This window comes from Streptomyces sp. NPDC104831 (genome assembly GCF_055583025.1).
The window spans coordinates 171,927-184,937 of the sequence record NZ_JBVJOT010000010.1 but is presented as its reverse complement, the minus strand read 5'-3'; the positions used below and the strand labels follow the sequence as shown (position 1 = coordinate 184,937).

The following is a 13,011-nucleotide window of genomic DNA, read 5'->3' as shown; positions in this document are numbered from 1 at the left end:
GCCCTTTTCTGCGCCTCCCCCTCCTCCCCCCCCCCCCTCCCCCCCCTCCCCCCCCCCCCCCCCCCCCCCACGCACCCCCCCCCCCCCCCCCCCCCCCCCCCCCCCCCCCCCCCCCCGTGCCCGCGCGGCCGGTACGCCCGCGGGCGTACGGCGGGCCGGCGGCCCTGTGGCCCGTCAGTGGCCGGCGGCCGACTGCGACGCCGAGTCGTCCGGGGTGACGGCCTCACCGGAGGCGCTGCCCGACGGGGTCGCCTCGCCGCTCTTGCCGGGCTCGCCGCTCTTCTCCGGCTTGCCGCTCGCGGAGGGGTTCGCGCCCGGCGCGCCGGACTTCGACGGCGAGGCGGACGCCGGCGCGGACGGGATCTGCGACGGGCCCCACTTGTCGAAGTAGCTGGTGGCCGGGACCACGAAGGCGCTCAGGCCCACCTTGCCGGTCTTGCTGAAGGTGAAGGTGATCTTCTGGGCGTCGCCGTCCTTGACGGCCTCGCGGCCGCTGGGCAGCGTCGCGGAGGCGTTGCCCTTGCCGCCGAGGACCAGCGAGCCGCCCGCGGGGACGGTCACGCTCTTGCCCTTGGCGGGCTTCAGCTCGGCGGACGTGCCGCTGCCCAGGGCGACGGACTCCAGGGTCTCGGCGGTGTCGCCGGAATTGAACAGGGTCGCGGAGATGACCGCGGGACCCGTCGCCTTCAGATCGGGCTGGGTGATGACCAGGGCGTTCTGGATCTTGATGGCGCCGACGCTGGTCGCCGCGTTGTCCGGCTGGATCTCCAGGGTCTGCGAGTCGTTGCCGGCGCCGCAGGCGGCGAGCGAGGCGATCGAGAAGACGATGGCGGAGGCGGCGAGGGCGCCGCGTCGAAGGCTGCTGCTCACGGCGGCGGCAACTCCTTGAACGCGCGGACGGCTCCTCTGATAAAGCCGCCCTAAGTGTCTGTCAGCGCGCTTAGGTTACCGAGCCGTTCCCAGGCCGCCGCACCCGACCCTCCCCCGAGGCCCGTCCATCCCTCCAGGTGGGGGTACCGCGCCGGGCGGAAGTGACTCCCCGGACACGCCGGGGAGGCGTTCGCCCGGCATTCGCATAACGCGAGGTGCGCGCCTTGCGGCACCCCGCGCGAAATTTCCGTGAAGGAATGCGCGGCGCTCCCCGAAATTGATCACGGCGCACCCGCCCGCCTGCCGTAGATCAATTCCTGAATCGGCTCACATCCACCGGTGGGCACCGAACGGAGTAGCGGAAGTCGCACGGCTGACATCGGACAAACCGGGACGTTCCTCCACTTGGAACGCCCTCCCGAGGCGTGTAACGTACGCGTTTCCCCTTGCCCGAAGAGCCCCTCCGACCTGCGAATACCCGCTTCCGTGGGGCCCTCGCAGCACGTCCCGGTTGCTGTTGTCAAGCCCCGAGATATGCCCTGACCTGCGAAAACGCCATTCAGAAGACGCCGTATCCGTGTTACCCTGGATAGCCACGGAAGGGGTACCTGTCACATGACGTTCAAGGTTGGCGACACCGTGGTCTATCCCCATCACGGGGCCGCGCTGATCGAGGCTATCGAAACTCGCCAGATCAAAGGCGTGGACAAGACCTACTTGGTGCTGAAGGTCGCCCAGGGTGACCTGACGGTACGTGTGCCAGCGGACAATGCGGAGTTCGTCGGCGTGCGTGATGTGGTCGGTCAGGACGGACTGGACCGAGTCTTCGAGGTGCTGCGCGCGCCGTACGCCGAGGAGCCCACGAACTGGTCCCGTCGCTACAAGGCAAACCTGGAGAAGCTCGCCTCCGGCGATGTCATCAAGGTCGCGGAAGTCGTGCGTGACCTGTGGCGTCGCGAGCGCGAGCGCGGACTGTCCGCCGGTGAGAAGCGCATGCTCGCCAAGGCCCGCCAGATCCTGGTGAGCGAGCTGGCGCTCGCGGAGAACACGAACGAGGACAAGGCCGAGGCCCTGCTCGACGAGGTGCTCGCCTCCTGACACGCAGCGGCAGCGAACCCTCGCTTCCGGCACGCCCAGCACAGCAGTGAAATGCCGCGGTGCCCGATGACACTGACCCTGTCGCCGGGCGCTGCGGCATCTTCGTCCCCGCAGGGCGTGCCTCGGGAAGCCTGTGGAACAACCCCCCGATACTCGGCGTGCCGGGCCCGGGCGGATGGCTCGACCAGGGTCACGGAAAGGGTCCGGTCAAGGCGTCGCGCCCGGCACTCCTCCAGGCCATACCCACGTAGGTCGAGCACACAAACCTGACAGGAACCGATGTCTGACGAATCGCGTCCCACGCCCGCGCAGAGCCCCGTCGCCGCCGTGATTCCCGCCGCCGGCCGGGGCGTGCGCCTCGGTCCGGGCGCCCCCAAGGCACTCCGCGCGCTGAACGGCACGCCCATGCTCATCCACGCGGTGCGCGCCCTCGCCGCGTCCCGCCACGTCTCCCTGGTGATCGTCGTGGCCCCGCCGGACGGCGCCGCCGAGGTGAAGTCCCTGCTCGACGCGCACGCGCTGCCCGAGAGGACCGACTTCCTGGTCGTCCCCGGCGGGGAGTCCCGCCAGGAGTCGGTGCGCCTCGGCCTGGACGCCCTGCCGCCGCAGTACGGCGTCGTGCTGGTCCACGACGCGGCCCGCCCGCTGGTCCCGGTCGAGACGGTCGACGCGGTCGTGGAGGCCGTACGCGACGGCGCCCCCGCCGTGGTGCCCGCGCTGCCGCTGGCCGACACCGTCAAGGAGGTCGACCCCGCCGCCGCGCCCGGCGACCCGGAGCCGGTCGTCGCCACCCCCGAGCGGGCCCGGCTGCGCGCCGTCCAGACCCCGCAGGGCTTCGACCGGGCCACCCTGGTCCGCGCCCACGAGAGCGTCACCGGGAACGTCACCGACGACGCGGGCATGGTCGAGCGGCTCGGGCTCACGGTCGTGGCCGTCCCCGGTCACGAGGAGGCCTTCAAGGTCACCCGCCCGCTGGACCTGGTCCTCGCCGAGGCGGTCCTGGCCCGCAGGAGGCTCACCGATGGCTTCTGAGGCACCGCCGCTTCCCCGGGTCGGCATCGGCACCGACATCCACGCCTTCGAGGAGGGCCGCGAACTGTGGTGCGCCGGCCTGAAGTGGGAGGGCGAGGGACCCGGACTGGCCGGCCACTCCGACGCCGACGTGGTCGCCCACGCGGCCTGCAACGCGCTGTTCTCCGCCGCCGGGCTCGGTGACCTGGGACAGCACTTCGGCACCGGCCGCCCCGAGTGGTCCGGCGCCTCCGGCACCACGCTGCTCGCCGAGGCCGCGCGGATCGTACGGGCGGCGGGCTTCGCCGTCGGCAACGTCGCCGTCCAGGTGATCGGCCCCCGCCCGAAGATCGGCAAGCGCCGCGACGAGGCGGAGAGGATCCTCTCCGAGGCGGCCGGCGCCCCCGTGTCGGTCTCCGGCGCCACCACCGACGGCCTCGGCTTCCCCGGCCGCGAGGAGGGGCTGATGGCGGTCGCGACGGCCCTGGTGGTGCGGGTGAACTGACGGCGTGCGAGGGTACCCTCACGACCACCAGTGATCCCTGGACTCCGGAGGGTACCCATGTCCGCCGTTCTGTCCGACCGCCTGAAGTCCGTGCTCGACGGCAAGGTGTTCATCGTCGTCGGCACCCTCCAGCCCGACGGCAGCCCGCAGCTGTCCCCGGTCTGGGTCAAGCGCGACGGCGACGACCTGCTCTTCTCCACCACCGTCGACCGCCGCAAGTACCTGAACCTCGAGCGCGACCCCCGGGTGACGGCCGTCGTCCTGAACCCCGAGTCCCCGTACGAGTACGCCGAGATCCGCGGCACCGCCGAGGTGACGACGGACGAGGGCCCCGAACTCATCGACGAACTCAGCCGCAAGTACACCGGCAAGGACTACAAGGAGTTCAACCCCGACTCGGTCAACGACGCCCAGCGCGTGGTCGTGCGCATCCGGCCGCGCAAGGTCGTCGGAAGGCTGTGAGGCGGAGTTCCTCCGGGGAAGGCGCATGGCACCGCCACGCGCCCACTACTCTGGAGTGGTGACGATTCGCCTGTACGACACCAGCGCCCGGCAGATCCGTGACTTCTCCCCGCTCAAGCCGGGCTGCGTCTCGATCTACCTGTGTGGCGCCACCGTGCAGGCGGCCCCTCACATCGGCCACATCCGCTCGGGTCTCAACTTCGACATCATGCGCCGCTGGTTCGCCTACCGCGGCTATGAGGTGACGTTCATCCGCAACGTCACCGACATCGACGACAAGATCATCACCAAGAGCCACGAGCAGCACCGGCCCTGGTGGTCGATCGGGTACGAGAACGAGCGCGCGTTCAACGAGGGCTACACCGCCCTCGGCTGCCTGCCGCCGACCTACGAGCCCCGCGCCACCGGCCACATCACCGAGATGGTCGAGATGATGCGGGGCCTCATCGACCGCGGGCACGCCTACGCGGCCGACGGCAACGTCTACTTCGACGTCCGTTCCTTCCCCGGCTACCTGGAGCTGTCCCGGCAGGAGCTGGACAACCTGCTCCAGCCGTCCGGCGAGGGCGAGACCGGCAAGCGGGACCCGCGCGACTTCGCCCTGTGGAAGGCGGTCAAGCCCGGCGAGCCGAGCTGGCCGACCCCCTGGGGACCGGGCCGCCCCGGCTGGCACCTGGAGTGCTCGGCCATGGCCCACAAGTACCTGGGCAGCGCCTTCGACATCCACGGCGGCGGCCTCGACCTGATCTTCCCGCACCACGAGAACGAGATCGCCCAGGCCAAGGCCTACGGCGACGAGTTCGCCCGGTACTGGGTGCACAACGCCTGGGTCACCATGGCCGGCGACAAGATGTCCAAGTCGCTCGGCAACAGCGTCCTGGTCGGCGAGATGGTCAAGCAGTGGCGCCCGATCGTGCTGCGCTACTACCTGGGCACCCCGCACTACCGCTCGATGATCGAGTACAGCGAGGAGTCCCTGCGCGAGGCCGAGTCCGCGTTCGCGCGGATCGAGGGCTTCGCCCAGCGGGTCACCGAGCTGGCCGGCAAGACCGTCGAGCCGGCCGACGAGGTCCCGCCCGCCTTCGCCGAGGCGATGGACGACGACCTGGGCGTCCCGCAGGCCCTCGCCGTCGTGCACACCACCGTCCGGCAGGGCAACAGCGCCCTCGCCGCCGACGACAAGGACGCCGCCGTCGCCCGGCTCGCCGAGGTGCGGGCCATGCTCGGCGTCCTCGGGCTCGACCCGCTCGACGCGCACTGGGGCGGCGAGGGCGGCGACCGGGGCGAGGACCTCCAGGGCGTGGTCGACAGCCTCGTCCGCCTGGTCCTCGACCAGCGCGAGTCCGCCCGCGCCCGCAAGGACTGGGCCACCGCCGACGCCATCCGGGACCAGCTCAAGGACTCGGGGCTCGTCATCGAGGACAGCCCCCAGGGCCCGCGCTGGAGCCTCGGCGCGCGCTGACCGGCGACTGATCGACTGTGCCGCCCGGCCCTCCGGGCGGCACACTGCATAAGACGTACGTACGAAGCCTCAACGGAGACGGGTAACTCATGGCCGCGAACAACCGCCGCATGTCCGGCAAGAAGGGCGCGCAGGTCGGCAGCGGCGGCAAGCGGCGCCGGGGCCTGGAAGGAAAGGGCCCGACCCCGCCCGCCGAAATGCGCAAGGGGCACGCCAAGCAGCGCGCCGCCGCGGCCAAGGCGCGCCGCGCCCAGGGCCGCACCCAGCAGCGCCGGGGCGGCGGCAGGTCCGCCTCCGAGCTGGTGGTGGGCCGCAACCCGGTGGTGGAGGCGCTGCGCGAGGGCGTCCCCGCCTCCACGCTCTACGTCCAGCAGTTCGTCGACAACGACGAGCGCGTCCGCGAGGCCCTCCAGCTCGCCGCCGAGCGCGGCGGCATCAACCTCATGGAGGCCCCGCGCCCCGAGCTGGACCGCATGACCAACGGCCTCAACCACCAGGGCCTGGTCCTCCAGGTCCCGCCGTACGAGTACGCGCACCCCGAGGACCTCCTCGACGCCGCCGCCGAGGAGGGCGAGGACCCGCTGGTCGTCGCCCTGGACGGGGTCACCGACCCGCGCAACCTCGGCGCCGTCGTCCGCTCGGTCTCCGCCTTCGGCGGCCACGGCGTGGTCGTCCCCGAGCGCCGTTCGGCCGGCATGACCGCGGGCGCCTGGAAGACCTCCGCCGGTACGGCCGCCCGCACGCCGGTCGCCCGCGCCACTAACCTCACCCGGACCCTGGAGGCCTACAAGAAGGCCGGTTGCACGGTGGTCGGTCTGGCGGCGGACGGCGAGGCCGAACTCGGCGAGCTGCAGGCCCTGGAGGGCCCGGTGGTCATCGTCGTCGGCAGCGAGGGCAAGGGCCTGTCCCGCCTGGTCGGCGAGACCTGCGACGTCCGGGTGCGCATCCCGATGCCGGGCGGCGCGGAGTCGCTCAACGCGGGCGTGGCGGCCGGGATCGTGCTGTACGAGACGGCGCGCAGGCGGAGCTGACCGGCGGTCCGGGCGGGCTGAACACCCGTCCGGTGCCTCCCTCTTGCGGGCTGATTCGGGTGGCCATGACGGGGTGGGCACGGCTTTGACGGGGTCCGGACACATCCGGCGGGTCAAAGCAGTGTCCTAACACCACGTCACTCGGTTAGATGAGTGTGGACACCAGAACACCCCGCACACCCACGGGGGACCGCTCGTCGGGTTTCGACGACGCTCCCGCGCTGAGCATGGTGAAGGTGCCGAGCGATCCGGCGCAGGTCATCGTCAATCACGCCAGCTTCCGCGTGCAGCTGGGCGCGGCGGCGAGGGGCACCCAGTCCCCGCGGATCACCCGGCATCTGCACGCCACCGGCCAGGAGACCGCCCGCAGGCCGGTCCTGGGCACGGCGGGCCGGGCGGCCGACGCCACCGGCCGTCGTCGTCCCGTCGTCTGGAGCGGCCGGTCCGCCCCCGACGACACCGGCGCACACCGGCTCCTCCAGGCCGTGCGGGGCAGCAGCGTCCGCCACGCCGACGAGCCCGAGACCGGCGCCACCCAGGTCATCCCGCGCGTGCAGACCGGCTACGCCGACGCCTACGCCGAACCGGACCAGACCGTGCAGACCCCGGTCGTCGGCCACCAGCGCACCGCCCCCGACGCCACCCGTCTCCTGCCGCACATGCGCACGGTCACCGGCGCCTACGACCCCCCGTCCCACCCCGGCGCCGACCACGACCCGTACGACGCGTACCCGGCCGGGCCCGGCCCGGACCCGGAGGAAGACGGCCCGCGCCGCACCCGGCGCCAGAGCGACGACCCGGCCCGGCACGCCTACTACCCGGGCCGCCGGATGAACCTGGGCGTGGTCCTGCTCCCGCTCAGGATCTTCCTGGGGTTCATCTCCATCTACGCCGGCATGGGCAAGCTGTGCGACCCCGTCTACTTCGACGGCGGCGAGCGCGGCTCCATGGTGAAGTGGCTCAACACCCTGCACCCGTGGGACGTGGCCGAGCCGCTGCGCCAGTTCGCGCTCCAGCACCCGGTCGGCTCCGGCCTGGTCATCGCCTTCCTCCAGGTCGTCGTCGGCGTCCTGACCATCCTGGGCTGCTGGCAGCGCGTGGCCGCGGTCGTCGGTGCCCTGCTCTCGGCCGCCCTGATCGTCACCGTCAGCTGGAAGACGGTCCCGGCCTACGACGCGCCGGACATCATCTACCTGGCCGCCTGGTCCCCGCTGATCATCGCCGGCGCCCCCGTGTACTCGGTGGACGGCCGCCTCGCGGGCGGCGCCTGGCGGCGGCTCGGCCCCCGCTCCGACATCTGGGAGCTGCGCCGCCACGTACTGCGCCGCGGCGCGCTGATCACGGCCGTCACCGTCGGCCTGACCCTGCTCATCGGCTCCCTGCTGGGCGGCGCGGTCCGCGACTCCGGCCGCGTGGTCGTCCCCGGCCCCGGCGAGGCCCCCCGCAACCAGCTGCCCGGCTCCCCGCTCCCGCAGGAGCCCGGCAAGCGGCACAAGAAGACCCCGGCGGCCTCCGCCACGCCCACGGGCGGTGCCACGGCCGGTGCGAGCCCCTCCCAGGCGGCGACCCCGCCCGGCACCGACCGCGCCACCACGGGCGCCACCACCGCGGCCCCGTCCCAGACCCAGGGCACCACGGGCCAGGTCCCGCCGCGCCGGTCCGCGCCGACCGGCGGCGTCCCCAGCACCACGGCGGGCCCCACCAGCACGGGCGGCACGACCACCACCGGCGGCACCACGTCGACCGGCGGCAGCACCACCGGCACCACCTCGGGCGGCTCCACGGCCACGGGCCAGCCGGGCCTGGTGGGCGGCCTGCTGGGCTGACGGGCCCGAAGACGGCGAAAAGGGGCCCCGTACCTCTCCGGTACGGGGCCCCTTCGTCGTGCGGGCTAGCGGCTCAGGGCCGCCAGTTCCCTGGCCGCCTCGGTCAGGTCCTTCGCCGTGTCGATGGCCCGCCAGTACGCCCCCTGCGGGATGGGGAAGCCGGCCAGCTTGTTCTCCCGGGCCAGCCGGGGGAACGTCGTCCGCTCGTGGTCCCCCCGCTCGGGCAGCAGCGTGGCGAACCCGGGGGAGAACACGTACACGCCGGCGTTGATCTCGAACGTGGACGGCGGGGCCTCGATGAAGTCGGTGATGTGCCCGAACCCGTCGGTCTGCACCGCCCCCCACGGAAGGCGCGGCCGGGCCAGCGCGAGGGTCGCCACGGCGTCGCGCTCGGTGTGGAAGTCGGCCATGTCCCGCAGGGAGAACCGCGTCCAGATGTCACCGTTGGTGGCGTACCAGGGCCGGTCGGGATGGGGCAGCCGCGTGGCGGCGTGGCGCAGGCCGCCACCGCGGCCGAGGGGCTCCTTCTCGACGACGGTGGTGACGGAGACGGGCAGGTCGGCCGAGTCCAGCCAGTTCTGCAGGACGTCGGCGAGGTGGCCGCAGGAGACCACCACGTCCGTCACGCCCTCCTCGGCGAGCCAGGTGAGCTGGTGGCCGATGATCGGCGTGCCCGTGCCGGGGATCTCGACCATCGGCTTGGGCCGGTCGTCGGTGTACGGACGCAGCCGCGAGCCCTGGCCACCGGCCAGGACCACGGCTTGAGTGGGGCGCGACGCGGCGCTCGGATGGGTCATGACCGCACTGTACGTGGCACCGCGCGGCGCCCGGTCGGCGGCAACGGCCCGCGCGGGCACCACGGCGGGGCGGCGCGGCGGCGAAGGGCTCGCGTCCGCCGTGGCGCGGGCCCGCACGGGGCGCCGCGGGGGTGGTGGCGAAGGGCCCGTGCGCCCGGCGTGGTGGGGCGGGCGGCGGGGGCCCGTGCCCCGCCGTGACGGGGCGCGTGGCAGCGGGTCTGACGGCCGCCGAGGTGGGGCGGCGGTGAAGGGGCCGGGTGCCCGCCGCCGGGCCCCCGGGTCAGCTGTGCGCGGCCAGGACGCCCGAGGCGAAGGCCGTGTCGCACACCGGCCGGGCGTAGGACTGGGCGCGCGGGGCGCCGTAGATGCGCACCGCGGCCGTGCCGAGGGCGCGGGCGATGGAGGAGCAGTGCCGGGCGAGCCCGGGGCGTCCGTTGACGGCCCGCTGGAGGTGGGTGAGCACCACGCCCGGGTCCTTGTGCTGGAGCTCGCTCATCAGTTGCTCGCGGAGCACGTCCTGCGGTGCGCGGGCGGCCGTGCGGGCGGGGATCGTCGCCGACGTCACGTCGGATGCGGCCAGCACCGAGCCGGCGGGGCTCCCCGTCCAGTTGACCCGGGTGACCGCGAGGGTCCCGGAGAGCACCATGACGACGGGCAGGACGAGGGCGAGAGTGCGGCCGATCCGGCGGGCAGGGCCGCCCCGGTGGCCGCGTCGCGTCTGTGGGGTGGTGGAGTGCTTCACGCGTGTGAGGGTAGCGCCCGGTGATGAGATGGAGACACTGCGTCACCCCTTCGGGGGATGAGGAAGCACGGATTTCCGGGTAACGGGGTTGACGGAACGGTCCACGGAAAGGACCGGGCGGTCCGCGGCAAGGGCCCCGCACGCCGAGCGTGCGGGGCCCTTCCGGTGCGGTGGGACCGTCAGTCGGTCAGCCGCTCGCCGGTGGAGGTGGAGAACACGTGGGTCTCGCCCGGCCGCGGCACGACGTGCAGCGTGGCGCCCTTCTCCGGCACGGCGCGGCTGTTGACGCGGACCACGAGGTCCTTGCGCTCGCCGCCGACCTCGACGGTGCCGTAGACGTAGCCGTCGGCGCCGGTCTCCTCCACGACGTTCACCGAGACGGCGAGACCGGCCGGGGCGTCGGCGCTGTCCTTCGTCAGGGACGCGGCGGCGCCGCCGTTCAGCTCGACCACGTCGAAGTGCTCGGGACGGACACCGACGGTGACCGTGCGGTCGCCCCTGTCGGCGGCGGCCTTGAGGGCCTCCCGGTTGACCGGGACGACGCTGTTGCCGAACTTCACGCCGCCGTCGGTGATCGGGACCTCGATCAGGTTCATGGCGGGGGAGCCGATGAAGCCGGCGACGAAGAGGTTCGCGGGCTTGTCGTACATGTTCCGCGGCGAGTCGACCTGCTGGAGCAGACCGTCCTTGAGGACCGCCACGCGGTCGCCCATCGTCATGGCCTCGACCTGGTCGTGGGTGACGTAGACGGTGGTGATGCCCAGCCGGCGCTGGAGCGAGGCGATCTGCGTACGGGTGGAGACACGCAGCTTGGCGTCCAGGTTGGACAGCGGCTCGTCCATGAGGAAGACCTGCGGCTCGCGCACGATGGCGCGGCCCATGGCGACACGCTGGCGCTGACCGCCGGAGAGCGCCTTCGGCTTGCGGTCCAGGTACTCGCTGAGGTCGAGGATCTTCGCGGCCTCCTCGACCTTCTGCCGGATCTCCGCCTTCGGCACACCGGCGATCTTGAGCGCGAAGCCCATGTTGTCGGCGACCGTCATGTGCGGGTACAGGGCGTAGTTCTGGAACACCATGGCGATGTCCCGGTCCTTGGGCGGCAGGTGCGTGACGTCGCGGTCACCGATGCGGATGGCGCCGCCGTTGACGTCCTCCAGGCCCGCGAGCATCCGCAGCGAGGTGGACTTGCCGCAACCGGACGGGCCGACCAGGACGAGGAACTCGCCGTCCTCGATCGCGATGTCGAGCGCGTCGACGGCGGGCTTGTCGGAACCCGGGTAGATCCGGGTCGCCTTGTCGAACGTGACTGTGGCCATGGTGAAGGGCCCCCTTCTACCGGCAGGAACGTGCCGGACGATCCGTTGTAGGAAGGTGGTTCGCGTAGTCCACCGGGGTGAACTGGACCGAGACGCTACCTGGCGATCACCTGCCGTGTCAGTACTTCGGCCCCGGTGAACTTCGCGGAAATTCTCGACGGGACGCCCCCCGGACCTGGGTACACTGCACGAGCACCCCGGTGCGCGCCTCCTTAGCTCAGCTGGTCAGAGCGCCGCTCTTGTAAAGCGAAGGTCGTCGGTTCGAATCCGACAGGGGGCTCCGGCAAGCCCGGGTGGGACCCGCTCCCACCTGGGCTTTTCTCATGCCAGCAGGCGGGCGATCTCCAGCTGGCGGGCCTCGACGGGCCTGCCGTCCTCGACGTCCCACAGGGCGTTCTGCAGCAGCCGGCCGTAGGTCCAGGCGCGGGCCCTGGCCCGGTCCAGGCCGAGGACGTCGGTCATCGCGTCGAAGCGCCAGCGGACCTCGGCCGCCTCGAACCGGTTGTCCAGGGCGGGCCACAGCTCGAAGCCGGGGTCGCCGGCCAGCGGCTTGGGGTCGATGGCGAGCCAGTCGGCACGCCCGGCGGCCAGCACGTTCTCGTCGTGCAGGTCCCAGTGCAGCAGCCGGTCGCCGGGTTCGGCGGCGACCTCGCGGACGGCGGCGGCGCAGTCGGCGACGATCCGGCGGGCCTCGAGGTCGGGGATGCGCTCCAGCGCCCGGGGGGTCCGCTCCAGCATGGACGCGGTGATGTCGCCGAGCCGGCGCAGTCCGGGCGGGGCCGGGAAGGACGTGAGGTGGGCCAGCAGCCGGGCGATGACCAGGACCGCCTCCCGGGTGTCGGCGAGGTGGGCCAGCATCCGGCCCTCGTCCAGGCGCTCCAGGAGCATGGTGCCGGTGGCCGGGTCGTGGTCGAGGAGCCGTACGGCCCCGTCGCCGTCCCAGGCGCGCAGCGCGACCGGCTCGCCCTCGCTCTCCTCGTCGAGCAGCTGGAGCTTGAGGACCGCGCGGAGGCCGTCGGCGCGGACCACCGGCAGCACCAGGGCGCTGACGCCGTGCATGGACGGCCCGTCGAGCCGTAGCTCCCAGCGGTCCAGGAAACCGGCCGCGAGGTCCGGCAGCGCGGTGATGAACGCCTTGCCCGTCGCGCCGTTGTACATCTCCTGTGCCTCGGCGAGCTTCGCGGGAATGTCGATCACCGGTCGGACGATACCGGCGTGCGTCAATCGGCTCATGCGAATTAACCGGGTCCCGGGCCGGGCGTGGGCGTACGTCCGCGCGGCTCCCGGCACGCACGTGTGGCTGGGGGTGCTGTTCGTCACGACCGTGGTGCTGCACTCCATGCCGCCCGAGTTCGAGGAGAACTTCCTGCGGCACCGGTCGACCAACCTGCACGAGCTGTCGCGCAGCCCGGTGCGGGTGTTGGTGGCGAGTGCGATGTGGACCGAGAGCGGGCACTGGCTGCCGTACGCCTTCCTGTACACGGTGTTCCACGCGCCGGCCGAACGCTGGCTGGGCACGGCCCGCTGGCTCGCGGTGTGTGCGCTCGCCCACGTGGCGGCGTCGCTGGCGAGCGAGGCCGTGCTGCTGGCGGCGATCCGCACGGGCCGGGCCCCGCTCGCGGCCGTCGACACCCTGGACATCGGGGTCAGTTACGCGCTGGCCGGGGTGATCGCGGTGCTCTGCTACCGGCTCCCGGCGCCCTGGCGGTACGGGTATCTGGCGGCGGTGCTCGCCGTGTTCACGCTGCCGCTGGCCGCCGGGCCCACCTTCACGGACGTCGGGCACCTCCTGGCCGCGCTGCTCGGTCTCGCCTGCCGTCCGCTGGCCGGGGGGCGGGGGAAAGCACGGAATCCGAAGGAGACACCGGCCCGGGCCAGGGGTTAACGTCCC

Annotated in this window: 13 protein-coding genes and 1 tRNA gene; 9 read left to right on the top strand and 5 right to left on the bottom strand. The window is 72.8% G+C overall.

Going from position 1 to position 13,011, the window contains the following annotated elements:
• Positions 1-174: 174 nt before the first annotated feature.
• Positions 175-870: a copper chaperone PCu(A)C domain-containing protein gene (locus ACZ63H_RS10395; protein WP_469863473.1), complete on the bottom strand. Its 696-nt coding sequence runs from the start codon at positions 868-870 to the stop codon at positions 175-177.
• Between the two features lie 615 nt (positions 871-1,485).
• Here ACZ63H_RS10395 and ACZ63H_RS10390 point away from each other — a divergent pair.
• The 7 genes from ACZ63H_RS10390 to ACZ63H_RS10360 all read left to right on the top strand — a co-directional run bounded on the left by ACZ63H_RS10390 (position 1,486) and on the right by ACZ63H_RS10360 (position 8,265).
• Positions 1,486-1,968 carry a CarD family transcriptional regulator gene (locus ACZ63H_RS10390; RefSeq protein ID WP_003953493.1) on the top strand — a complete coding sequence of 161 codons (483 nt, stop codon included), beginning with the start codon at positions 1,486-1,488 and terminating at the stop codon, positions 1,966-1,968.
• 279 nt (positions 1,969-2,247) lie between these two features.
• Positions 2,248-3,000, top strand: a complete 753-nt coding sequence (ispD, locus tag ACZ63H_RS10385) for a 2-C-methyl-D-erythritol 4-phosphate cytidylyltransferase (RefSeq protein ID WP_469863471.1) — start codon at positions 2,248-2,250, stop codon at positions 2,998-3,000.
• Positions 2,990-3,484: a 2-C-methyl-D-erythritol 2,4-cyclodiphosphate synthase gene (gene ispF / locus ACZ63H_RS10380; RefSeq protein WP_469863469.1), complete on the top strand. Its 495-nt coding sequence runs from the start codon at positions 2,990-2,992 to the stop codon at positions 3,482-3,484. The genes ispD and ispF overlap by 11 nt, the downstream gene beginning before the upstream one ends.
• A 57-nt stretch (positions 3,485-3,541) precedes the next feature.
• Complete coding sequence (locus ACZ63H_RS10375) at positions 3,542-3,946, top strand: PPOX class F420-dependent oxidoreductase (protein ID WP_469863467.1); 405 nt, start codon at positions 3,542-3,544, stop codon at positions 3,944-3,946.
• Between the two features lie 58 nt (positions 3,947-4,004).
• Positions 4,005-5,408 carry a cysteine--tRNA ligase gene (gene cysS, locus ACZ63H_RS10370; RefSeq protein WP_469863465.1) on the top strand — a complete coding sequence of 468 codons (1,404 nt, stop codon included), beginning with the start codon at positions 4,005-4,007 and terminating at the stop codon, positions 5,406-5,408.
• 89 nt (positions 5,409-5,497) lie between these two features.
• Positions 5,498-6,439, top strand: a complete 942-nt coding sequence (rlmB, locus tag ACZ63H_RS10365) for a 23S rRNA (guanosine(2251)-2'-O)-methyltransferase RlmB (protein ID WP_469863463.1) — start codon at positions 5,498-5,500, stop codon at positions 6,437-6,439.
• A gap of 149 nt (positions 6,440-6,588) precedes the next feature.
• Positions 6,589-8,265, top strand: coding sequence for a DoxX family protein (locus ACZ63H_RS10360; RefSeq protein ID WP_469863461.1), 1,677 nt, complete (start codon positions 6,589-6,591; stop codon positions 8,263-8,265).
• 65 nt (positions 8,266-8,330) lie between these two features.
• Here the strand turns inward: ACZ63H_RS10360 and ACZ63H_RS10355 are convergent, their stop codons facing one another.
• From ACZ63H_RS10355 to msiK, 3 genes are all read right to left on the bottom strand, one after another.
• Entirely contained in the window at positions 8,331-9,062 is a 732-nt protein-coding gene (locus ACZ63H_RS10355) for a nucleotidyltransferase family protein (RefSeq protein ID WP_469863459.1), read from the bottom strand.
• 280 nt (positions 9,063-9,342) lie between these two features.
• The gene (locus ACZ63H_RS10350; RefSeq protein WP_469863457.1) at positions 9,343-9,804 is read right to left on the bottom strand and encodes a hypothetical protein; all 462 of its coding nucleotides are present in this window, start codon (positions 9,802-9,804) and stop codon (positions 9,343-9,345) included.
• A gap of 179 nt (positions 9,805-9,983) precedes the next feature.
• Positions 9,984-11,120, bottom strand: a complete 1,137-nt coding sequence (gene msiK / locus ACZ63H_RS10345) for a diacetylchitobiose ABC transporter ATP-binding protein MsiK (RefSeq protein ID WP_469863456.1) — start codon at positions 11,118-11,120, stop codon at positions 9,984-9,986.
• A gap of 206 nt (positions 11,121-11,326) precedes the next feature.
• Here msiK and ACZ63H_RS10340 point away from each other — a divergent pair.
• A tRNA-Thr gene (locus ACZ63H_RS10340) sits at positions 11,327-11,400 on the top strand.
• Positions 11,401-11,441: 41 nt separating this feature from the next.
• Here the strand turns inward: ACZ63H_RS10340 and ACZ63H_RS10335 are convergent.
• Entirely contained in the window at positions 11,442-12,353 is a 912-nt protein-coding gene (locus ACZ63H_RS10335; protein ID WP_469863454.1) for an aminoglycoside phosphotransferase family protein, read from the bottom strand.
• On the opposite strand from ACZ63H_RS10335, the gene ACZ63H_RS10330 reads away from it, so the two are divergent.
• Positions 12,352-13,005, top strand: coding sequence for a rhomboid-like protein (locus ACZ63H_RS10330; protein ID WP_469863452.1), 654 nt, complete (start codon positions 12,352-12,354; stop codon positions 13,003-13,005). The two genes, ACZ63H_RS10335 and ACZ63H_RS10330, sit on opposite strands and share 2 nt — an antisense overlap.
• Positions 13,006-13,011: the final 6 nt, after the last annotated feature.

Bases quoted from the DNA above. Each gene is read 5' to 3' on its own strand.
- rlmB (WP_469863463.1), top strand. From the start codon at position 5,498: ATGGCCGCGAACAACCGCCGCATGTCCGGCAAGAAGGGCGCGCAGGTC.
- ACZ63H_RS10330 (WP_469863452.1), top strand. From the start codon at position 12,352: ATGCGAATTAACCGGGTCCCGGGCCGGGCGTGGGCGTACGTCCGCGCG.
- ACZ63H_RS10390 (WP_003953493.1), top strand. From the start codon at position 1,486: ATGACGTTCAAGGTTGGCGACACCGTGGTCTATCCCCATCACGGGGCC.
- ACZ63H_RS10375 (WP_469863467.1), top strand. From the start codon at position 3,542: ATGTCCGCCGTTCTGTCCGACCGCCTGAAGTCCGTGCTCGACGGCAAG.
- ACZ63H_RS10355 (WP_469863459.1), bottom strand. From the start codon at position 9,062: ATGACCCATCCGAGCGCCGCGTCGCGCCCCACTCAAGCCGTGGTCCTG.
- ispF (WP_469863469.1), top strand. From the start codon at position 2,990: ATGGCTTCTGAGGCACCGCCGCTTCCCCGGGTCGGCATCGGCACCGAC.
- ACZ63H_RS10360 (WP_469863461.1), top strand. From the start codon at position 6,589: ATGAGTGTGGACACCAGAACACCCCGCACACCCACGGGGGACCGCTCG.
- ACZ63H_RS10335 (WP_469863454.1), bottom strand. From the start codon at position 12,353: ATGAGCCGATTGACGCACGCCGGTATCGTCCGACCGGTGATCGACATT.
- msiK (WP_469863456.1), bottom strand. From the start codon at position 11,120: ATGGCCACAGTCACGTTCGACAAGGCGACCCGGATCTACCCGGGTTCC.
- ispD (WP_469863471.1), top strand. From the start codon at position 2,248: ATGTCTGACGAATCGCGTCCCACGCCCGCGCAGAGCCCCGTCGCCGCC.